The 20859-nt window shown below is 36.4% G+C and carries 29 protein-coding genes; 13 read left to right on the forward strand and 16 right to left on the reverse strand.

All coding sequences use genetic code 11. The annotated features are described in order from the left end of the window. The first annotated feature begins 4 nt into the window (after nt 1–4). The 4 genes from ACWYN3_RS13070 to ACWYN3_RS13085 are packed head-to-tail and all read left to right on the forward strand — an operon-like array spanning nt 5 to nt 1924. Nucleotides 5–1015, forward strand: coding sequence for an MFS transporter (locus tag ACWYN3_RS13070; protein ID WP_456221539.1), 1011 nt, complete (start codon nt 5–7; stop codon nt 1013–1015). Further along, nucleotides 1012–1179 (forward strand): hypothetical protein, encoded by a 168-nt coding sequence (locus ACWYN3_RS13075; RefSeq protein WP_456221540.1) that lies wholly within the window; start codon nt 1012–1014, stop codon nt 1177–1179. Before ACWYN3_RS13070 ends, ACWYN3_RS13075 begins: the two co-directional genes overlap by 4 nt. Continuing rightward, on the forward strand, nt 1176–1529 hold the full coding sequence (locus ACWYN3_RS13080) for a metallophosphoesterase family protein (RefSeq protein WP_456221541.1): 354 nt from the start codon (nt 1176–1178) through the stop codon (nt 1527–1529). Before ACWYN3_RS13075 ends, ACWYN3_RS13080 begins: the two co-directional genes overlap by 4 nt. Further along, nucleotides 1493–1924 carry a metallophosphoesterase family protein gene (locus tag ACWYN3_RS13085; RefSeq protein ID WP_456221542.1) on the forward strand — a complete coding sequence of 144 codons (432 nt, stop codon included), beginning with the start codon at nt 1493–1495 and terminating at the stop codon, nt 1922–1924. Before ACWYN3_RS13080 ends, ACWYN3_RS13085 begins: the two co-directional genes overlap by 37 nt. A 64-nt stretch (nt 1925–1988) precedes the next feature. Here the strand turns inward: ACWYN3_RS13085 and ACWYN3_RS13090 are convergent, their stop codons facing one another. After that, nucleotides 1989–2144: a hypothetical protein gene (locus ACWYN3_RS13090; protein WP_456221543.1), complete on the reverse strand. Its 156-nt coding sequence runs from the start codon at nt 2142–2144 to the stop codon at nt 1989–1991. Between the two features lie 315 nt (nt 2145–2459). Here ACWYN3_RS13090 and ACWYN3_RS13095 point away from each other — a divergent pair, with 315 nt between their 5' ends. Further along, complete coding sequence (locus ACWYN3_RS13095) at nt 2460–3164, forward strand: helix-turn-helix domain-containing protein (RefSeq protein WP_456221544.1); 705 nt, start codon at nt 2460–2462, stop codon at nt 3162–3164. 254 nt (nt 3165–3418) lie between these two features. Here the strand turns inward: ACWYN3_RS13095 and ACWYN3_RS13100 are convergent, their stop codons facing one another. Genes ACWYN3_RS13100 through ACWYN3_RS13120 form a run of 5 tightly spaced genes read right to left on the reverse strand, consistent with a single transcriptional unit; the run spans nt 3419 to nt 7392 of the window. Beyond that, nucleotides 3419–4453, reverse strand: a complete 1035-nt coding sequence (locus ACWYN3_RS13100) for a hypothetical protein (RefSeq protein ID WP_456221545.1) — start codon at nt 4451–4453, stop codon at nt 3419–3421. Continuing rightward, the gene (locus ACWYN3_RS13105) at nt 4425–4949 is read right to left on the reverse strand and encodes an MFS transporter (protein ID WP_456221546.1); all 525 of its coding nucleotides are present in this window, start codon (nt 4947–4949) and stop codon (nt 4425–4427) included. The genes ACWYN3_RS13100 and ACWYN3_RS13105 overlap by 29 nt, the downstream gene beginning before the upstream one ends. A 52-nt stretch (nt 4950–5001) precedes the next feature. Next, on the reverse strand, nt 5002–6051 hold the full coding sequence (locus ACWYN3_RS13110; protein ID WP_456221547.1) for an HlyD family secretion protein: 1050 nt from the start codon (nt 6049–6051) through the stop codon (nt 5002–5004). A gap of 1 nt (nt 6052) precedes the next feature. After that, nucleotides 6053–6454, reverse strand: a complete 402-nt coding sequence (locus tag ACWYN3_RS13115) for a TolC family protein (protein ID WP_456222993.1) — start codon at nt 6452–6454, stop codon at nt 6053–6055. Continuing rightward, a complete protein-coding gene (locus ACWYN3_RS13120) occupies nt 6451–7392 on the reverse strand; it encodes a TolC family protein (RefSeq protein WP_456221548.1) in 942 nt (313 codons plus the stop codon). Before ACWYN3_RS13120 ends, ACWYN3_RS13115 begins: the two co-directional genes overlap by 4 nt. 271 nt (nt 7393–7663) lie before the next feature. Here ACWYN3_RS13120 and ACWYN3_RS13125 point away from each other — a divergent pair, with 271 nt between their 5' ends. Both ACWYN3_RS13125 and ACWYN3_RS13130 read left to right on the forward strand, forming a co-directional pair. Next, nucleotides 7664–8005 (forward strand): helix-turn-helix domain-containing protein, encoded by a 342-nt coding sequence (locus ACWYN3_RS13125; RefSeq protein ID WP_456221549.1) that lies wholly within the window; start codon nt 7664–7666, stop codon nt 8003–8005. A gap of 80 nt (nt 8006–8085) precedes the next feature. Continuing rightward, the gene (locus tag ACWYN3_RS13130) at nt 8086–8478 is read left to right on the forward strand and encodes a nuclear transport factor 2 family protein (protein WP_456221550.1); all 393 of its coding nucleotides are present in this window, start codon (nt 8086–8088) and stop codon (nt 8476–8478) included. Between the two features lie 37 nt (nt 8479–8515). Here the strand turns inward: ACWYN3_RS13130 and ACWYN3_RS13135 are convergent, their stop codons facing one another. From ACWYN3_RS13135 to ACWYN3_RS13145, 3 genes are all read right to left on the reverse strand, one after another. Then, on the reverse strand, nt 8516–9049 hold the full coding sequence (locus tag ACWYN3_RS13135) for an N-acetyltransferase (RefSeq protein WP_456221551.1): 534 nt from the start codon (nt 9047–9049) through the stop codon (nt 8516–8518). Between the two features lie 98 nt (nt 9050–9147). Beyond that, a complete protein-coding gene (locus tag ACWYN3_RS13140; RefSeq protein WP_456221552.1) occupies nt 9148–9720 on the reverse strand; it encodes a hypothetical protein in 573 nt (190 codons plus the stop codon). Next, complete coding sequence (locus ACWYN3_RS13145; protein WP_456221553.1) at nt 9717–10559, reverse strand: aminotransferase-like domain-containing protein; 843 nt, start codon at nt 10557–10559, stop codon at nt 9717–9719. Before ACWYN3_RS13145 ends, ACWYN3_RS13140 begins: the two co-directional genes overlap by 4 nt. 248 nt (nt 10560–10807) lie before the next feature. Here ACWYN3_RS13145 and ACWYN3_RS13150 point away from each other — a divergent pair, with 248 nt between their 5' ends. Continuing rightward, entirely contained in the window at nt 10808–12025 is a 1218-nt protein-coding gene (locus ACWYN3_RS13150; RefSeq protein ID WP_456221554.1) for a BamA/TamA family outer membrane protein, read from the forward strand. Nucleotides 12026–12070: 45 nt separating this feature from the next. Here ACWYN3_RS13150 and ACWYN3_RS13155 read toward each other — a convergent pair whose 3' ends face one another. The 4 genes from ACWYN3_RS13155 to ACWYN3_RS13170 are packed head-to-tail and all read right to left on the reverse strand — an operon-like array spanning nt 12071 to nt 14473. Then, nucleotides 12071–12541 (reverse strand): hypothetical protein, encoded by a 471-nt coding sequence (locus tag ACWYN3_RS13155; protein ID WP_456221555.1) that lies wholly within the window; start codon nt 12539–12541, stop codon nt 12071–12073. After that, the gene (locus ACWYN3_RS13160) at nt 12538–13428 is read right to left on the reverse strand and encodes a sensor histidine kinase (protein ID WP_456222994.1); all 891 of its coding nucleotides are present in this window, start codon (nt 13426–13428) and stop codon (nt 12538–12540) included. Before ACWYN3_RS13160 ends, ACWYN3_RS13155 begins: the two co-directional genes overlap by 4 nt. Continuing rightward, a complete protein-coding gene (locus ACWYN3_RS13165; protein ID WP_456221556.1) occupies nt 13425–14201 on the reverse strand; it encodes a PAS domain S-box protein in 777 nt (258 codons plus the stop codon). The genes ACWYN3_RS13160 and ACWYN3_RS13165 overlap by 4 nt, the downstream gene beginning before the upstream one ends. Continuing rightward, nucleotides 14198–14473, reverse strand: a complete 276-nt coding sequence (locus ACWYN3_RS13170) for a circadian clock KaiB family protein (RefSeq protein WP_456222995.1) — start codon at nt 14471–14473, stop codon at nt 14198–14200. The genes ACWYN3_RS13165 and ACWYN3_RS13170 overlap by 4 nt, the downstream gene beginning before the upstream one ends. A gap of 298 nt (nt 14474–14771) precedes the next feature. On the opposite strand from ACWYN3_RS13170, the gene ACWYN3_RS13175 reads away from it, so the two are divergent. From ACWYN3_RS13175 to ACWYN3_RS13185, 3 genes are all read left to right on the forward strand, one after another. Continuing rightward, nucleotides 14772–16181 carry a DNA/RNA non-specific endonuclease gene (locus tag ACWYN3_RS13175; RefSeq protein WP_456221557.1) on the forward strand — a complete coding sequence of 470 codons (1410 nt, stop codon included), beginning with the start codon at nt 14772–14774 and terminating at the stop codon, nt 16179–16181. A gap of 108 nt (nt 16182–16289) precedes the next feature. Beyond that, nucleotides 16290–17144 carry a bifunctional hydroxymethylpyrimidine kinase/phosphomethylpyrimidine kinase gene (thiD, locus tag ACWYN3_RS13180; protein ID WP_456221558.1) on the forward strand — a complete coding sequence of 285 codons (855 nt, stop codon included), beginning with the start codon at nt 16290–16292 and terminating at the stop codon, nt 17142–17144. Between the two features lie 12 nt (nt 17145–17156). Beyond that, the gene (locus ACWYN3_RS13185; RefSeq protein ID WP_456221559.1) at nt 17157–17390 is read left to right on the forward strand and encodes a hypothetical protein; all 234 of its coding nucleotides are present in this window, start codon (nt 17157–17159) and stop codon (nt 17388–17390) included. Here the strand turns inward: ACWYN3_RS13185 and ACWYN3_RS13190 are convergent. The 3 genes from ACWYN3_RS13190 to ACWYN3_RS13200 form a co-directional block, all read right to left on the reverse strand. Further along, nucleotides 17347–17799, reverse strand: a complete 453-nt coding sequence (locus ACWYN3_RS13190) for a hypothetical protein (protein WP_456221560.1) — start codon at nt 17797–17799, stop codon at nt 17347–17349. The two genes, ACWYN3_RS13185 and ACWYN3_RS13190, sit on opposite strands and share 44 nt — an antisense overlap. A gap of 158 nt (nt 17800–17957) precedes the next feature. After that, nucleotides 17958–18398, reverse strand: a complete 441-nt coding sequence (locus ACWYN3_RS13195; RefSeq protein ID WP_456221561.1) for a hypothetical protein — start codon at nt 18396–18398, stop codon at nt 17958–17960. A 68-nt stretch (nt 18399–18466) separates the two neighbouring features. Beyond that, a complete protein-coding gene (locus ACWYN3_RS13200; RefSeq protein WP_456221562.1) occupies nt 18467–19828 on the reverse strand; it encodes an AsmA family protein in 1362 nt (453 codons plus the stop codon). 289 nt (nt 19829–20117) lie between these two features. Here ACWYN3_RS13200 and ACWYN3_RS13205 point away from each other — a divergent pair, with 289 nt between their 5' ends. Both ACWYN3_RS13205 and ACWYN3_RS13210 read left to right on the forward strand, forming a co-directional pair. Continuing rightward, nucleotides 20118–20483, forward strand: a complete 366-nt coding sequence (locus tag ACWYN3_RS13205) for a hypothetical protein (protein WP_456221563.1) — start codon at nt 20118–20120, stop codon at nt 20481–20483. Next, on the forward strand, nt 20467–20853 hold the full coding sequence (locus tag ACWYN3_RS13210; RefSeq protein WP_456221564.1) for a hypothetical protein: 387 nt from the start codon (nt 20467–20469) through the stop codon (nt 20851–20853). The genes ACWYN3_RS13205 and ACWYN3_RS13210 overlap by 17 nt, the downstream gene beginning before the upstream one ends. The last annotated feature ends 6 nt before the right edge of the window (nt 20854–20859 follow it).

Raw genomic sequence — 20859 nt, forward strand, 5'->3', positions numbered from 1 at the left:
AAACATGACAACGGAAAAACCAAACTTACACCCTGCTATCATTCCATTAATGGCAGTATCGGCAGGAGTTATAGTTGCAAATATCTATTATAACCAACCCATCTTAAATGAAATCGGACAAGCACTGCATGTAAGTGAAAGCCAGATAGGCAGAATTTCTATGCTTTCACAGCTAGGCTATGGACTGGGTATGTTCTTTCTATTGCCATTGGGCGATAAACTAAACCGTAAAAACCTTATCCTGCTTCTTTGCGGTTTACTTATCCTCACATTAATTCTTTTTGCTTATTCATCCAGCCTTACTGTAATATGCGTACTCAGCTTTTTCATTGGGCTTTTCTCTACTCCTGCCCAAATCATTTTACCTATGGCAGCAACATTAGGTAAAGAAAACAGAGGTAAAAATGTAGGAAAGGTTTTTAGTGGTATACTGGTTGGTATTTTGGGTGCCAGAGTGCTTAGTGGTTTGATAACGGAATGGCTTGGATGGAGATATGTATATGGTATATCTGCCTTTATGGTCCTGACAATGAGCATCCTGTTAAAACTATATCTACCAGAAGTAACCCCCAGATTTAAAGGCAGTTACCTAAGTCTGTTAAAATCTACTCTGGCTTTGGTTAAAGAGTACAGGGTTTTAAGACAAGCCGCATTATTAGGGGCTTTTACTTTTGGTGTATTCTGTTCTTTCTGGACAACATTAACCTTTCATTTAAGTAGTCCGCCATTAAATTACCATACCGGAACTATTGGTTTGTTTGGTCTGATCGCCATTGGTGGTGCATTAGTAGCACCTTATTTTGGTAAACTTGCGGACAAGGGCAATGTTTATGGTTCTTTATTACTGACAGTCTCTATGATTATTGGAAGTATCCTTTTAATCAAGATCTTCCCTTATTCTATACCCGTTTTAATTATCAGTGTTTTCTTTTTAGACATCGGTGTTCAAGCCACACACAAATTACCAATTTTACCCGTATTTATAGTCTCCACGAAGATGCACATAGCCGGTTGAATACGATTTATATGACTACTTACTTCATTGGAGCGGCTGTAGGTACTTATTTTGGCCTGTTAAGCTGGAAATTTGGACAATGGGGTCTTTCAACTTCGCAGATGCTATTGTGGAGTGTTATTGCCTTGTTAATAGTAATTGTTTCCAAACGTTATAAATCATGAGTCTGATAGCTATTTTTAGTGATGTACATGGAAATTTACCTGCGCTGCAGGCGGTTCTGAATGATATTGAAAAAAGAAAAGCTGACCAGGTGTATTGCCTGGGGGATCTCGTCGATTTTGCGCCCTGGACCAATGAAGTAATCGAAACAATCAAAGGTTTGCAAATCCCCTGTCTGATGGGTAATCATGATGAAAGAATTGCTTTTGACCATGAAGTTATTCCTCTTGCGAAGCATAATCAGGAAGAAACAAAAGCAAAAGCAAGAACAACCGCATTAATCACACAAAACAGACGATTAAAGAGGAATGCAAAATGTATCTGGCAGGTCTTCCCGGTCAGATTAAGTTAACTTATAATATAAAAGGGGTTCCGGTTAATATACTTCTTGTGCATGGCAGTACAAGAAGTAATGAGGAATACGTCTATGAAAACCATGACCTGAATGATATCTATGAAATGTTAAGTGAACAACAGGCTGATATATTGATTATGGGACATACACATGAGTCTTATATCAGAACAATTCCTTCTCCCATCAGAAATACAACTCAAATGGTTATAAATTGTGGTTCTGCCGGCAGATCGAAAGAAGGAAAACCTTTAGCTTCCTATCTTTTAATAGCTATCAATGAAAATAGTATAAAACCAGAACTTATTAAACTAGAGTATCCCGTTAATAAAGTAATAAAAGCCATATCAGAAAGCGGCATTCCAGATTTTTATGCTGATTTCCTAAAGACTTAAATATTATTTGATCAGCCTGCCATAATATTGCAGACCGACCGATCAAATAATATATTTACTTTAGCTATGCTAAAACCAATAATAGCCAGATGGAAAGTAGTAATTCAATAAGTATCATAAGTCTGATTGCCGTTTTTGTCTCTTTACTTTTAGCATTTTTCCTTTTAACAGTATCTACAAAGAACAAATTAGGTAATGTCCTGCTAGCAAGTTTTATCATTCTTAATGCGGTTGATCTTAGCGGCTGGTTTATATATCATATCACGAAGGATTATCCGAATATAGAAGTGTTCAGATGGTCAACTACCTGGTTAATAAACCCGGTATTTTATTTATACGCCTTATCTATTTGCTTTTCTGATTTCAGATTAAAGCTTAAACATTTACTGCATGCCATTCCTTTCTTATTATTTAACCTCGCATTACTGCCAAAGGTTTACCTTGTAGATTTTGCTGCAAAAATACATTTCCTTGAAAATTATAGTGATAGTTTAATGCCCCGAATACTTTTTGTGCTGGGTGATTTGCAATTTGCATGCTGCTACATTATTGCCATTTTTCTTGTAAAAAAAAGTATAAAAAGATCTATCTCGAAAACTATGCGGATACCACTACCATTACTTATAAATGGTTATTCCAGCTCAATGTTGTCATCGTTATAGTCCATTCTATTGTTATGATTAAGGGCTTTTTAATGTTCAGCGGGAGCAGTGATATTTTTAACAGGGCACAAATCATAGTTGGCATTAATGCAGTGCTCATTCTATGCTGGTTTGTCTTAAAAGCTTTGTATAGCCCGGATTTGTTCAGAGGTATAGACTCTAAAATCCAGCCTGCGAAAAACCTGGCTGCTGAGGCGCCTGTCAATAGCCAATCAGTAAAAGGCGTAATAAGTCACGAGAACAATGAAAATATCCTGCGGATTAAGGAATATATGATACAGAAAGAGCCTTATTTAGAACCGTCTCTTACCATACAGGATCTTGCTGATCAAATAAAAATGCCTGTACGTGACTTGTCAATATTGATTAACAATTACCTTGACCAGCACTTCTTTGATTTCGTGAATGAGTACCGCATCGAAAAAGCAATGAGGATACTGAAAGATCCGGCAAAAAGTAATCTGACTATCCTTGAAATTTTATATGAGATAGGTTTTAATTCAAAATCATCTTTCAATACATCGTTCAAGAAACATACGAACCTGACACCAACAGAATTTCGTAGAAAATTTCAATAATATTAATAGTTGCTATTGAGCCTAATGATGCAGGATCAATTCTATGTTCCTATAATTATAATCCTTATTTCTTTAATTGTGCCACTACTACAGCCTGACACGGGTTGTGGCCGTATTGACATCTATGTTGGGAAGGGGTTGGTAAGGCCAATGGCCTTACCAACCCCTTCCCAACATAGATGTCCTACGCATAGTGAACAGTCAAGTTCAATACCGTGATTATCATCAATAACATAGAGACTATTTTATATCCTTTAATAAGGAAGTACCTTATTTCTGAAGACCAATAGAACCTGCTTAACTCCTGGCAGAAACAGGATAAGGACAATAATGATCCCAATCATGAAGATCATTAAAGAATAATAATCCATAGCCGATCTCAAAAACACCTGGTCCGCAATAGATTTATTAAACAATACTGTTGCCGCCCCCTGCGCATTTCCTGTACTGTTTCCTGAATAGCTTATTGCATGCTGCAAATGATCAAGTTTTTCAGCGTATAACGGATTTATTACAGTTATATACTGACGAAAATCATTAAAGTGAACACTTTTATAATACAACTGAAAATAGTTTGTCATTGCAAGACCGACAGACAGGCCTAGAAACCTGCTTGCAATACCAATGAAGGGAGTAGATCCAACCATGGAAAGTGGTGCTGCCGAAACCATGAACACAACCAGAGGAACCATGAGCCAGCCTGTTCCAAAGCCTTGTATAAACAATGGCAGATATAATTGCATGGTATCCGCATGAGCAGAGAAAAGAAAATACATCAGCAGGTGAAAGATCAGCAGGGAAAGGAAACCTGTTATCCACAACAGCTTTCCTTCTGTCCCGGTTAATACAAACCGGACTGAAAGTACCATTCCTAAAACTACACCACCAATATTAATTCCCCATAACGGAATGAGGTGTATGGGATCCAGTCCTAATATCTGTTGGGCAAAAACATAGGTAAAACCAGTTGTTCCTTTACAGGTATAATACAATGCAAGTAACAATAAGCCGTTTCTGACATTAGCTATCCGAAATAACCTGAGTTGTATTAAAGGACGTTTTAAATACAATTGTCTGTAGCTGAACAGGCAACCGGAAATGATAATCCCACAAGATAATAACTTAATCTTCTGATCTGCAAACCAGTTTAACTGCTGACCATATACCAGAATATATCCAACGGCACAAAATATAAATGCGTAAAAAAGATAGCTCATCCAATCCAATTGATAAAGAGGGAACTTCTTCTTAATTCTGATATTATTTACAATCAGCAACATTAATATCACTCCAAATCTGCGTAAATATCAATAGATAGAATAATTTATCGAATTCATAACGGTATAACATCCAGCTGCAAATAATAGCACAAACAGGGATAGCTGCCTGTAACATTCCATAAAACACACCATAACCCAATGCTCTGGCACGTTGTTGGGGCAATCTTTGAAAGATCAGGTTTAAAGAAAAATTACATACCATACTACAAGACAAACCCTGGATAAAACGGCAGGCCATCAATACTCCCGGATCTCGGGTCACTGCACAAACATAGCAAGTGATTGTATTGATTAAGATGCCTATGATAAAATAAGGCTTCGGTTTCATGTATTTGAAGAACCGGTCATCTACAGGGAAAAAGCTAACCAGTGCGGCATACATTAATACCACAGAGAATTGCACATCTGCTGGTTCTATTCCATAGTAGCCGCTGGTTTCAGGTACATTACTAAAGTAGATTGCAAAAATCAATAAAACCGGGAACAATACCAGGAATATAGTCAATCTGATCAGCCCACTCAGGAGCCCAGTCCTTAAAGAATTTTTGATCCATGATTTAATGATTAACTGATACATTAGCATTCATTCCAGCTTTTAATGAGTTCAATTTTCGGGGCCCGTCTGTCAACCGGATACGAACAGGGATACGCTGAATAGTTTTCACAAAATTGCCCGTGGCATTATCAGGCGGTAACAAAGAAAAACGGGACCCGGTAGCCGGCGACTGGGATTCTATGACCCCATGAAATGTATCCCCGGGAAAAGCATCAACAGTAATCTGAGCAGGCTGGTTTAACTTAAATTTACCCACCTGGGTTTCCTTAAAATTAGCAATAACCCATTTACCTGCGTCGCGGTTTACAATGAAAGTGAGCACCTGCCCCGCTTGTACCAATTGGCCATCCTGGATTATTTTCTTCCCTATCCTCCCGCAATAAGGAGCTAAAATCACAGTATAATTAACATTCAGTTTTTTCTGACCCAAAACAGCTTCACTCTTTTTGATTTCAGCATGAACAGATGCTTTTCGGGATTGAGCTTCCTTCACCTTTGAAAGTGATGCCTGGTAATTATTAAGTGCGGTCTGGTATTCTGAAACTGCTACATCAAATGAAGCTTTAACATTATCAAATTGCTGTTGCGTAGCTGATTCACCGGCCAGTAATCTTTGATAGCGAACATATTCCTGCTCTTGTCTGGTTAGCTTAGCCTTGGCGGCACTAATCTGTGAACCAGTTACTTTAGCTGCATTTTCAAGTACCTTTGTACTGCTTTCCAATAAGTTAATTCCTGCTTTAGCATTTTCTAAAGAAGCTTCGGCCTCCTGCTGCTGAATTTGATATTCATTATTATCAATAATAACCAGCGTATCCCCTTTATTAACCTGCTGATTCTCTTCGAAACTGACCTTTCTGATATATCCGCTAATCCTGGTACTTACCGGGTTTACATATTCTTCGACCTGCGCATCATTTGTTTCCTCATAAGAATATCCTTTCCATAAATATATCCCTCCCCAGATCATCAAACTGAGAAGCAGGATAATAGCAGAGCATTTAGTTAGAAAAGTAATAAACTGATCTGTACGGTTTCCTTTATTTTCCATATTATAGTTTTCCTACTGTTTTAAGTAATTGATAATATTGAATGATAGCGGTGACTTTCGCCTCTTCCAAATCAAATTTTGATTGTAATAATTGAGTATCTGCATCGAGCAAATCTGTAAGTAAGGCTAACTGGTTAAAATACCCATCTCTCACAATCCGGTAATTTTCGGTAGCCAGCTTAATGTTATCCTCCGCTACTTCTATACGTTTTAATGCTTCATTAAATCTTACATATACATGAATAGTCAATTGGCTGGTTTTATCTTGCTGGTCAGATAACAGTATTTTTTGTTTGTTCAATTCCAGACTTGCTGCATTAGACTTATGCTTATTCTTATAAAATGCAGATAAAGGCATAGCTATTTTAATTCCGGCAAACCCTAACCCATAAACTCTTCTTATTGTCGGTAGAAAAGATTATCAGGGTAATTATATCCATAGCTGGCCAACAACTCAATCTTAGGCAAGAAAGCAGCCTGAACCTGTTTCTGTCTGAACAAAGCAATATGTTCTTTTTGCGCTGCTATCTTTATTTCATAGGCATTGTTCTGCGCGCCGCTGATTAGCGTTGCTAAATTTTGGTCCGAACTCAACAAAGGCTTAACAATCAGGTCTGACAGCTGTATTTCTTGTTCCGGTGATAATCCCAGTAACAGTTTCAACTCATTTCCAACTAATAAAATAGTATTGTTAACCTCAATAAGCTTCATGTTTTGTCTGGAAATCTGCAATTCTGCTCTCAACAAATCACTCCTCAAAACCACCCCGTTTTTAAACAGGATTTTCATTTGCATCTGCCTTTTTTGTTCTTCTTTTAAATTGGCCAGAAGCAAATTTTTGAACTGCTCATTTCGCTGTACACTATAATATGCCGAAGCAACTTTCAATTTTATATCCGCTAATTGCTGACTCTGTTGTACAACAGATAAGATTTTAGTCTGCTCTTTCTCTTTTATCCCATTATTTATCTGATGACCATTGTATAGCTCCATGGATGCATCAGCTCCGAGATTAACCTGATCTGGGGTAATATGGATATTCTTTGATTTGGATAAACCATCTTCAAATGCTGTCATCGAAGTAAAGCGGCTGTAGCTTGTCCCTAGCTGTACAGAGGGAAGCCTCTTTACTTTTGCATCATTTAATTGTTCGGATTCCTGCTTTACTGTTATACGCTGAGCTGCAACTTCCTTATTATAGGCTGATGCTCTACCCCACGCCTCGTTCAATGTGATCACCAGAGGTTTATGATCAATACTTTGACCCAGTGAGGAAGAGCTTAAAAATAAAAAGGAAATACAGAAGACTGAATAACTTATTATAATTTTCTGTTGTTTCATCCTACAAAATTGAGCATTGGCATGATAATTAATTTTATATAATAGGCCATATATTTATTAATTTTGGCCACATGGATTTTTACTAGAGCAAATCAGCAGAGAGATCAGCTGGAACACCAGCTACCTCTGCATCAACACCTTAAAAGTCAGATTTTATTAGTTGAAGGCGGTTTAGCTTTCCTGGAAACGATAAACAAATAGTTCTATATTCCCGCAAGACATTATGTTTGGATCCCTCCAGATGTCGCGCATAATGTAAAATTCAATACCAGTGGCATCACAATATCTGGCGGAGAATTTGATTGACATACCCGATATGCCTGCTGTAGCTGAAAAATTTAGTTTGAGTGTGCGTACACTCACAAGGTTGTTTAAACTTCATTTAGACACCTCTTTTCTACAATATATTAAGCTGTTAAGAATAGTTGCCGCTATGGAAATGCTCTTAAACGGCGACAAAAATATTAGTGAGGTGGCTTATGCAGTAGGATATTCAAATATTGCAGCGTTCAGCAATAGTTTTCAGCAATCGGTGAACCGAAGACCTAGTGAATTTGCCCGTTTAAGAAATAAAAAAAAAAAAAACATTAAGACCCGACAACAGTTCCCGTGAATAGTCCAAACTTTGCCTTCTATATTCTATTGTACAGCCCTGTATCAACTGATAGTTTTGTTTTAAAAAAAACAATAGAAATGATAGATTACAAATCACGTTTAAAAGAGGTTTTTTCAGAAGTACTTGAAAGCCCGGTTTACAATGAAGATCTTGTTAAAAAACACTTTAGTCAGAATTATATTCAGCATGTAGACGGTAAAACGCTATACTTTGAAGGCTTCATTCAGCATATGAAAGCGCTGAAAAAAGATAAGCCAGCTATTCAGATTGACATTAAAACGCTGGTTCAGGAAGGCAGTACAGTTTTTTCCAACCACCTTGTTAATGTAATCACAAAGGAAAACGGGGAAAGTCAGGTACAGGTAATTGGAGAATTCCGGTTCGAAGGAGACCAGATTTGCTATTGCGACGAACTCAGTCATTTAGTCAGCGGAGATCCCAAAGACCGCGATCTTGGATCAAGAGTTTAAATTTTCAAGGAGTAAATTGTATGGCGCAATTTACTCCTTAAAACAATACCACTAATTTTTTTTTTATCATATAGTTCATTTTTATATCCAGGTCAATAAAATCATTCGCTTGCTCTCCCCTGATAAATCCATGATCTTCAAAAAAAGATAGTAATGGATTATCAGTTTGTTCAGCCAGCCATAGTGCCTCATAACCTTTACCTATTGACAGGCATTTATCCATTAAGGATTGTTTAGCAGCACTTGATAAATACGCTTTTAAAATACAGAAGTCAGCAATGCAGATTGCCTTTTTACCTTCCAGCATTTCAGGTCTTTTTCCCTGAGTAGTCACAAATGCATATCCTATTGCTTTTTCGTCAATATAGACCACTAACCACTGATTGCCAAAGCTGTTCATTTCATCAATGATATGTTTATCATTATAAATACCTGAAATATAATCTTCTATTACTTCATCTGTAACCAGATGGGCATATTTCTCTATTGCAATCGTTCTGGTAAGGAATAATAATTCAGAAATAGCATCTTCTGTTGCTACTCTGAATTTGGTGATAATTTTTTGATCCATGGTGTGAAATTTATAGCACCAAAGGTATGGATCATGATAAACAGATATAGAGACACTTTTTTGATAAACAACCGATACAGATACACATCAATACTTAATTAATATTGTGCCATACCTGCAAGTTTCAATCCTTCAATTCGTTTCCCAGAGTACTGATCAGCAAATACTATTCTGAAAAACCTTTTAAAATCAGCAGAAAAGGAAAAGGTTTCACCAGGTGTAAATTTGACGCCCACGTTTTCACAATGCAGATAAAATTCGCCGATATTAAGATCATCAGGTAACTTTACCCATAAATTATAGCCACCGGCAGGCATGACAACTTTTGTTCCTTTTGGAAAATAAGTCGTTAGCAGATTAATCGTATGATAAGCATTTTTAGATAACTGGATTCTGAAAGATCTGATATGTCTATCATAACTATTTGAACTCAATAGCTTATTTACTGTCTCCTGATATATTGGAGAAACAGTGCTGCCAATTGAAAATTTCACCTGTTCGGCTTTCTGGAAAAATTTGCCAGCAGATAACCAGCCAAGACGTATTCCGGCTGCCAGAGTTTTAGCATAAGAGGAGTAAGTCATCACTAAACCACTATCATCAAATGATTTGATATTAGGCGGTCGCTGTCCGGTGAAGTTTAAGTCTCCATAAATATCATTTTCAATCAAAGCGATCCCATATTGCTGCGCAACTGAAAGTAGTTTTTTTTTTTTTGATCATCTGACAATAGAATACCCGTAGGGTTCTGAAAATTCGGTGTAACAATTATTGCTTTAATCTTTGTATCAACACATACTTTTTTCAGATATTCTATATCAAATCCTGTTTGGAAATCCATAGGAATCTCGACAACCTTCAACCGTAAAATCTTAATTACCTGAAGAATAGAAAATACACATGGGCTTTCTACAGCAATAACATCACCAGTGGTACAAACTGATGCTAGTGCGATATACAATGCTTGCAGCGCTCCATCAGTAATAATTAATTCATCAGCACTTAAATTGGAGTTATAGGGTGCACTATGTCTGCATATATTAGCTTTCAATTCGACAGATCCTCCAGAAGGATAATATCTTAATAAACCAGCCCCTTGTTCTCTTATAACTTGCTGCATAGTACGCAGAATAAGTTTTTGCGGGATTAACAAATCACCCGGTGCTGCTACATTAAATTCAGTTAGAGAATTTCGTTCATTCCGCAATGAGGTCATCAGTGACAGATTATGCTTAAATACAGCATCCCTTACAGTAACCTTTTTCTTTGCTGAGGACACATTGATCTGACTTTCGGGCAGATTTGAAACATAATAACCGGATTTAAGAACGCTTTCTACCAACCCTTTTATCATTAGATATTCATAACCCCGCTGGACAGTTCCGGTACTGATTGAATACTCCTTCATCAATGTTCTTACAGATGGAAGTTTATAGCCCGGCTTATAAACCCCTTCTCTTATTTGGGTCTCAATCGCAGTGGTAAATTCTTCGTACCGGTATTGTTTCATAGTCAAACTGTATCTGTAATTTTTCAATAATCAACAACTGTATTCAAATGTAGCCAAATTATAGAAATGCAATCATCATGTACAGCAAAACGCCAACTGAAATACATAAATCAGGTAGCACATAATAGCTTCATTACCATTAAAAAAAAATATTCCAATGAAAAAGTGAAGATTTTTAATAATTATATAAACAATACGGCACGGCATTTGGTTAAGTTCTTATCAGATACTAACTATCTTCGCCTATAATGCATAAAACGATCTTACTGTTCTCCTTCTTATTTATTGCCTACAATGCCAGTGCACAAAATGCAAGTGATGCAATTCCGATTAATAATCAAGTTCGGGATACCTCGAATAAACGGGATTTAATAGATATCGCTAAAGTATTATTCAAAATAAAACCAGGTACTAAAACAAGAGAAAAGCCAAAAAAAGTATTCTTTTCCCTCTTACCAATCGGAGCTAATGTTCCCGGTGGCGGCAGAGCACTGATTACTTCAACCAGTGCAGGTTTCTATTTGGGTGATCGCAAAACAACTAATATCTCAAATGCGACTTTTACTCCTTACTGGAATTTACAGGGTCGTTTTGGACTTCCTTTGAGATCTAATATATGGCTTAAAGATAATTCCTGGAATATACAAGGAGATACCCGTTTCTTAGTTTACCCACAGTATACCTGGGGCTTAGGAACAGGACACGAGGATCAGAAGATGCTTGTTGATTATAAATATGTAAGGTTTTATCAAAGTGCATTAAAACAAATCAGACCTTACTTTTATGCTGGTTTCGGGTATAACCTTGACTATTTTGTCAATATAAAAACTCCCGATCCGGGGCTTCAGAAATTTAGTGGTTATAATGCTGGTACAGAACAGGACAGCAATTCCTTTTCTTCAGGAATATCCTTCAATTTATTATATGATACCCGCAATAATTCGATTAATCCATTACCGGGAAGTTATCTGAATATGATTTTAAGAACTAATCCTAAATTTATGGGAAGTCAAACCAGCTGGAAATCTCTTTATGTTGATGCCAGAAAATATATCTCTTTAAATACCAAACCACATCAGCAAAATACGCTGGCTTTGTGGTCTTATTTCTGGACAGGTTTGAATAGTAGCATCCCCTATCTCAATCTGCCAAGTATAGGCTGGGACCCTTATAATAGATCTGGCCGGGGTATGGATCAGAACAGATATAGAGGTAAAGGATTGTTTTATATAGAAAGTGAATATAGAAGAGACATTACTGATAATGGATTATTGGGTTTTGTAGTCTTCGCTAATGCAACTTCGGTAACTGAACCGGAAAACAATATGTTTAAAAAGATCCATCCAGCAGTTGGAGCTGGTATGCGTATCAAGTTTAATAAAGGCTCTAATACTAATATCGCTGTTGATTATGGAGTAAGTAAAGGATATTCCGGATTTTCAATCGGCCTTGGAGAAGCATTTTAAATGCCAGCTAAAATTTAGCCGTTCAATTTGTTTAAATCCTTTGGTTTATGATTTTTTATTAGGCGTAACCATAACCGTATAACTATCAGTGCCTGTTATTGTTTGAAAGATAAAATCACTTGATAAATAATAGGTGCTGATTTGTTTATTTTCGATATCCTGTATATCTTTTTTTTCTGTACCCGATTCTTTAATTTCTTTTAAAATGAGATTATAGGCATCAATACCATTAAGTTGGTAGTACAGTTGATTAATAACTTCGTCATCTGCCTGAATTCTGAACCACGATAACGCTTTTGATTGTTCAGATCCATGATTTCCGTAAGAAAAAGTTTTATATAACTGTCTCCCCTGTGCACCAGACAATTCGGGTCTCACTGCCCACTTCTGATGTATTAAACTATCAGTAACAGACGAAACTGGCTGACCTATAAATGATTTCTGATTCAGCTTAAGATTCTGACTATTGCTAAATAGAGCGGAAAGACAAAGCAAAATTGTTAATGCATATTTCATGGAAGCAAAGGTAATAAAATGTAAAAAGTAGAGCCCTTGTTAATTCTACTTTGTACGCCTATTGTACCTTTGTGGTTTTTGATAATCTCCATAGAGATATAAAGTCCCATTCCTAAACCGCTAGCCATAAAATTTTGATCATTAACGCGGTAAAAACGTTCAAAGATCTTGTCTTTCTGACTAGCAGAAAGACCAATACCGTAATCAGTTACTGAAATTCTCACCTGAGGGCCCTCCTTTGTAAATGATAGTATGATATCTTTGTGCAAAGGAGAATATTTCACTGCATTATTAATCAAATTCATTAGCACCTGCTCCAGCCGCTCAGTATTTCCATTTATCTTTATATCAATTCCTGGTTTGTAAATAATATTATAATCAGGGAACATATAACCAGCATTTTCAGCACAGGTAGAAATCAATTCATTATTAACACTTAGCGGATATTGGCTAAAATGTAATTTACCAGCCTGTATTTTACTGACATCCAATAAATCATTCACAAGAATCTGTAATCTGCTTATCGAACTTTCTGCCTTCACAATAAATGTTTTCACCTGGCTCGGGACAGTTTCTTTCTTATAATTGGAAATCAATTGCAGATAAGCCTTCAGACTTGTAAGTGGTGTTTTAAGTTCATGGCTCGCTATACCTATAAATTCATCTTTCTTTTCGATGGACTTACGCTGATCATCAATATCTGTAGCTGTGCCTACCCAGAACAGGATCTCCCCCGTTTCATTTCTTAAAGGAATACTCCGGTTAAGATGCCAGCGATAAATATCATCATTACGCTTGTAACGATTTTCAATTTCAAACACCTCTCCTGTTTTCATGCAGCAGGCAAACCTTTCCCTGGTAGCAGGAAGATCTTCAGGATGGATTATATTATCCCAGGATTCTTCAAAAGTTGCATCAAATGATAAACTGTATAATCATACCAGCGTTCATTAAAAAAATTAAATTGTCCTGATGGTAAATTTGTCCAGGTGATCTGTGGAATATTGTTAGCCAACAGCATAAAATGCTCTCTGCTCACTAAAAGGTCCTTTGTTCTTTCATTTACTGTATCTTCTAACGCATTATTGAGTGCTAACGCTTCTTTTCTGACTTCTTCAAGTTCTTCATTTTTAACCTTTAAGACCCGTTGCGCTTCTTTCTGACCTGTTAAATCGGTCAAAAGAATACTAAATGTGGTTCCTTCTTCCAGGTTAAGATTAGTAAGTGACATTAGCACTGACATGCTGGAAAGATCAGAGCTAATTAAAACTTCTTCTGTTTTATAATCAGCCAGCTTACTATTGCCTGTAATTGCATTAAGCTTATCAGTTGTATAACTATTGATAAACTGATCAAAACGTTTACCAATTACCTTATTTAATGATAGATCTACCATTTCAGCAAATCTGGAATTACAGTATAAAATTATTCCGTTTTTGTTTAGAGTAACTGCTCCCTCACCCATCTTTTCTATCAGAACCCTAAAAGTCTGATCCGCTGTTTTAAGTGTGTACAGCTGAAGTCCATCGTCTCCTTTGGTTACAAAAGCATCAACCGTACCGGACCTAATGGCTTCAATGGTATCATTAGCTTCTTCCAATTGAAGACGCAGCTTTTTTATTTCAGCTGTAAGCTGTTTTTCTGTATTTTGAGTACTCATTCTTTCTCCTTAAAATTAATTCCAAGTCCTCTTTGTACCCAATGGGTATCTGACAGATCACCAACTAATTTCTTATGTGGTTCAGCACCTTTTTTAATCAGGGTTGGTAACACGGTAATTTGTTCTTTATAGGCTCTCTCAGGAATCTGATAAACATCAATAATCTCCAGCACATAATTTCCCTGCAAGTATTTTTCACAAATAAATTTAATATTATTAATCGCCCGAACGGAATTATGTGAAGCCCCGGTAATAAACAGCGTAACTGATATTCGCTATTCAATTTTATCGGTGTATTGCTCATTTATTTGATATTAAAATCCTTTTCAAGCATAAATAAATTACACCATAAATGCATTAACAAAAAAACGACCAAGATTCAGTTTATCAATTTTGAGATTGATAAACATATTTTTTAAAAAAATGATATCATTTCCAGCTCCAATTATCTGCAATGCCCTTAACCCGCAATCAAACAGCTTTTCAGTAGAAAGTAAAACGATAAATTAATACCTTATTAATATTAATACACCATATTTGAAGTCCAAAACATTTTTCAAATTTTATTATATGATTCTTAAAAGATTACTTATTTACAGTAGCCTTGCGTTTGTTTTAGCAGGCTGTTCAAAGAAAACTACAGATAAACCAACTACTCCAGATCCTATAGCACCTCCAGCAGTATATTCAATAGTTGAAGGTTTTGAAAGCTCTAATAAAGCCAGTTATGCTGTTGGAAATATCTCCGCACCAACCGGAGCCTGGACATTGGATGACGCACTTGTAGGTGCAACTGACCCGGATTTAAAAAATGGGACAAAAAGCATCAGACTGAGAACAGGAAAAGTGTCTATGAATTTTGACGTTAAAGGCATGACCATGCTTTATATCAAACATGGTAAATATGGAAAAGACTTAGCATCTACATGGCAGTTAATGATGTCTACAGATGCAGGAGCTACTTATACCCAGGTAGGTACTGATATTGTTGATGACAATGCTGCATTAAAACTGGATTCATTTAAGGTTTCTGTAACTACAGCTGTTCGCTTTCAAATCAAAAAAGCAGGTACAACCAGAATAAACCTTGATGACATAACCTTTAAAGGTACTGGTGATTCTGGTATTATTATCGGTACACCAGACACAAACCCAGTAGATACTGCAAATAATATTGTAGCTGCGCCACCACGTGGTATTACAGCTGGTACAGATGCTCAGCCAGCTTCAGGTGATAACAGTAATTTATTATTTGGAAATCCTTCGAATGCAACAATGGTTACAGCAGACAACTTCCTGATCAATCAATCTTATTATGTTGAATCTTACAATAGCGCCAAAGGCACACCAAACTGGATCAGCTGGCATCTTGATGCGAATGACTTTAACGGTACATCACCCAGATTAGACAATTTTGCTGGATTTACGGGTTTACCTGCCGGAGCTTTTCAGGTTCAGAGCAATACTTATGTAGGTTCTGGATTTGACCGCGGTCATAACATACCATCAGCAGACCGTACAAGTTCTGCCAACGCAAACAGTTCTACTTTTTTAATGTCTAATATGATTCCTCAGGCACCTCAGAACAATCAAAAAACATGGGCCAATATGGAAAACTATTTGCGTACGGTGGCCTCACAAGGCAATGAAGTATATATCATTATGGGTAGTTACGGATCAGGCGGTGTAGGTAGCAAAGGAGCTGCAAGTACGATCGCAAATGGTAAAGTAACTGTTCCATCAAATGTATGGAAGATAGCAGTTATTATTCCTAATGGTAATGATGATATGAATAGAGTTACAGCTACAACGCGTGTAATTGCAGTGAATACGCCAAATATTAATGATATCAATGAAGATTGGAAAGGCTACCGTGTTTCAGTAAGAGATATAGAAAAAGCAACTGGTTATGATTTATTATCATCTCTTCCTAAAAATATTCAGGACGCAATTGAGACCACAGTAGATAAAGCAAACTAAATATGTGTTGACATTAATGCATATATTGATAATTTTACCAGAGATTATATTCCTCTAAAATTATTCAATGATATCATTAATCCAATTTTCATCAAGATCCGGCAAACAATGGTAAGTACACAGCGTAAATATATTTATCCTGCTGTACTTACCATTGCAGGATCTGATAGTGGTGGTGGCGCCGGCATACAGGCCGACCTGAAAACAATCTCATCTTTAGGCTGCTACGGAACTTCCGCAATTACCGTTGTAACTGCCCAGAATACTTTGGGTGTAACTAGTCTGCACTATCTCCCGGCAGCTATTCTTACTGATCAAATCATAGCTGTACTTAATGACATCAAACCCCATGCGATCAAAATTGGCATGATTGGTAAAGCAGAGCTACTGCGAGCTATATTTGATACATTAACTTCATATCCTGAAATCCCGGTAATTCTGGACCCGGTTATGATTGCAACCAGTGGTCACCGGTTAACCGATGAAAATACTATTGGATTGATGAAAACATTACTCATTCCTATAAGTGCTTTAGTCACGCCAAATCTTGATGAAGCAGCCGCTTTAGCGGAAATGGAAATTTCTACAGTTGCGCAAATGAAAACAGCAGCAAAAAGAATTCTTGATCTTGGTTGCAATGCTGTCCTGATTAAAGGCGGACATTTGAAGGGGAACATACTCTGTGATGTTTATCTGGACAAAACAGGCAGGGAATTTATCTATGAAAATGATAAGATTTTCAGCCAAAACACACATGGTACAGGTTGTACGTTATCATCTGCCATTGCCTCTTTTCTGGCAAGAGGTTTCGAATTACCTGCAGCAATAACAAATGCAGAATCATATGTTCATCAGGCTATAAATCAAGGGATTGATGTAACAACAGGAAAAGGAAAAGGCCCCTTAAATCATTTACACGCCCCTGTTCCATTAATCAGGCTCAATCCGGATCTAAAAAATTAATATATTTGGATCATGGCAGATTTAAAAACAGAATTTTCAGTAGAATTTGAAGGTGAAGAAATTCCAGTCATCATCACTGAAATTGAAAATGGTGAAGATTCAATTTTCATGGTTGACATACCGGGGCACGAGAACTTTGAAATATTCCTCTCTGAGGACGACATGTGGGTAACCAATGACGAAGTTACTGTAGATGAAGACTTTATCTTTCTAATCGGAGATAAATTTGAAAGCCTGCAACCTTAACCCTCTTTATCTTTTTTACCAACCAGTTTAAACTTAATTTTACCATCCTCTCCATCTGTGGCGAGGATGTGTATGACAATATACCTTTCATTCTTCTTTCCCTGATCTCCTGCTTGTCTGTAATATCTTCATCTTTTTTAGGATTTCTAAGCGGCACATCCAGAAATATATTCGTTCCTTTTCCAGTAGTAGCATACACACCGGCTAAATCCATATTCAGGACACTTGAATTAATCATCATTGGATTGATAGTAACCAGTCTTCCTTTAATATCAAATTTACCATTAAGGTTATCAAAAGTTATATTATCAAGGTTCCTGAATGGAAATGCAAACTTACCTATGCTTTTTACAGCATCATAGCTAACCAGGGCACCCTTTTTAATATCAAAATTGACATTTCCGTTCATTGATCCAGGAATTAGTTTACCCTGACCGTTAACACTTCCTGTGATATTTGTCCTGGTAGAAAAATTTCCTTTCAGATTTTTATAAGTCGGGCTTTCCAAACCAAAATTCTCAAATGAATAAAAGAAGTCTCTGATATTTACATTGGAAACCACAGTATTCAGTGAAAAAAAAAATTCAGGCGGCCATTTTGCTGTAGCTTTCCATTGAGTTTAATACCACCACCGCCATGTTTTAAACTGACATTCTTCAGATTTAAGCCATTTTCAGACAGAAAAATATCCGCGGTTGCGTTTGTTCCGGTAAACCTGCTATAATGTACTTTGTCAACCCGCAAATTAATTTCAGCACTTCCTTTGTCCAGCATGGTATTCATCTGTGTAGCGAAACTGTTGCTTTTATCTTTTGATTTAACGGGCGCACTACCTTTTCTTTCCCCCAGAAAAGCAAGAAATTCACCTAAATAAATACTAGGACTATGCATTCGCCAATTCAGTAAAATCTTCTCTGGTGCATTATAATAGAGATTAAGAAAGTTTTTGACACTTCCATCCATAAATACAACGCTCTTACCACTTTGTAACCTGATATCTCTGATCAATAAATCAGGACCTTTGAAGTCTAATGTAATGGATGTGTTCTTAAAGTGAACTCCTCTTGGAACATAACTTACTCAGCATTTTTAACACTAATAATTCCTGTTAAGATAGGTTTATTAAATTTGAAGTCCACAATATCTGCACTGTAATGAAGTTTTAAATCGGCCGTACCTTTTGTGAAATTCAAAACATCATTTCCTAAAACGTTACCTAATTTAGCAACATCAAATTTAGATTTAAAGATCCCGGTCGCTACAGGTTTATCAAGGTTATGAATAAACACGGTATCAGCAGTAAAGGGAAGTTCTTTATAACTTCCAGAAAAATGATAGAGTTTGATAGCAGAATTAGCATCAGTAAAGCCTTTTCCGTTAATGAAGTTATTGGTATAAACGCCAGCAAAATTGCAGTTATCTATAACTCCGCCAAAACCAGTCAGCGTATTATTCTTTACACCTGCTTTAACAAAAATAGAAGGATCACCACCTGCTCCCATATTTCCCTCTATAATCGCCTTAGCGAAAATTGGCTTGTCCAGGTTAAACATATTCAGCTTAGAGGTAATATTAGGAGCCAGCAAGGCTGATGCGTTTTTCCATAGTATACCTGGGGCTTCTACACTGATTGAAAATTCAACAGGATCTTTTGAGATCTTGAATTTCGCACCCAGAATGAAAGGATCCGTACCGATATTCAGAATATTTGGTTTAACCTCAATAATACCAGCCTGCTTATTGTAAGCAATATCCATTTTCCCTTCCAGGAGTTTATCCTTAACAAAACTTCCTCTTTTGGTATTGAAGGCAAGACTACGCACTAAAGTCTTTAATTTAATGTCTGCAGTCCAGCCAGACGAAGGGTAATCTACTTTACCACTAAAGTCTTGAATTGCAAACAAGAATAGTTTGTTCCCTTTTCTGTTATCCAGGATAAAACGCACATTATTCAGATCAAAACGCTTTATCTCTGCAGGCGCCAAACTTTTGTCTTTAGTTTCAGGTTTTTTTTCAGGTCTCTTTTTAAATACGGAGGTATTACTGTAACCATTACTATCTGTAAATAAATAAATTGAGGCATCATTAATCGTAACCTTTTTGATCTCTATGGTACCCCTTAATAAGGCCATTGTATTTACTGAAATATCCAAATCTTCTGCTGTAAGTAAAGAATGATGATGGACATTCCACAAGCTGTCTTTAATTTCTACTTTGTTTAATGATACGGATATGTTAGGAAAGCCTTTAAGAAAGGTTGGTTCGATATGATCAATTGTCAGATTTCCATTAAGATTTTTATTAAGTTCTTTGGTTATAGAAGACTGCAATTCTTTTTTATTAGCGCTTACATAGATAGCAAGACCAATAAAAATCACAATGATCAATAGTATAAGGGAAGAGAAAATCTGAATCGAGCGTTTTAACCAAAGGGGCATAGAAGATAATTTCGTAATAAACGTTTATAATATGGAAATTGTTTAAAGGTAGTTTTGTTCTATTAAATTGATTATTTTTATATCAACAAATTCATACGACGATGAGCACCATAAATTCACTCTATACAAGAACTTTAAGGTTCATGTGTTTACAATAAGCGGTATCATTGCTGTTTGTTGTATTTCTTCACAAAATTCGAATGCACAGTCACCTGTAATTACTAAGATAACTTTTCAAAAGGATAAGTACAACCGAATATTTATACCTGTAAAGATAAATAAAGATAGTATGTCTTTATTATTTGGTACTTATGCCAAACCTTTAAGATTAGCACCTTATTTTCAAACCAACAGCTCACTTTCTCCAAGCGGAGATATACTAACTTTAATTGCTCCTAATGGCCGGCCACATAACAGGTTACTTTTCTATTCTCCGAAAATTACTGTTGGGAACCTGAAATTCCGAAGCGAGGAAGCTATTGTAAATTATGCTTTTCCTGATTCTATTATCGCTGGTTCTACAGGAACTGAAATGGTTTACCGGTATAACTGGAAAATCAATAATGATAATAATGAAATCTCCATTTCCAAACTTCCATTTACCCCGTCACAAGCATTTACGACTATCAATTACAAAAATGACTCCCTATCCTAAAGTAGCGGTTGAGATTGCTGGTATTAAAACTAATTTTGCTTTGGATTTCGGATCTGGTACAGGCTTCCAAATCAATTCCAGATCTGATATAGGCCGCAAATTAATTGCAACGTATAATCTTAAACCTGTCAAAAGGTTTATTTCTGATATCCATGCAAGGAAATTGGCAGATACTATTTATGAGGTAAAAGTTCCTTCTATCCTATTCAATGGAGTTGAATTAGCAGAGCAGAAAATACAATTAAGCTCTGCCTTCCCTCAGAATATCGTAGGAACAGGATTTTTAGGCGGCTATAATGTTATTCTTAATAATTCCAGAAAACGAAAAACAGGCAACACCGTAATTTTAGAAAAGAGGCTTTCAAAATAGCCTCAT

The sequence above is a fragment of the Pedobacter sp. NJ-S-72 genome, from assembly GCF_053890575.1.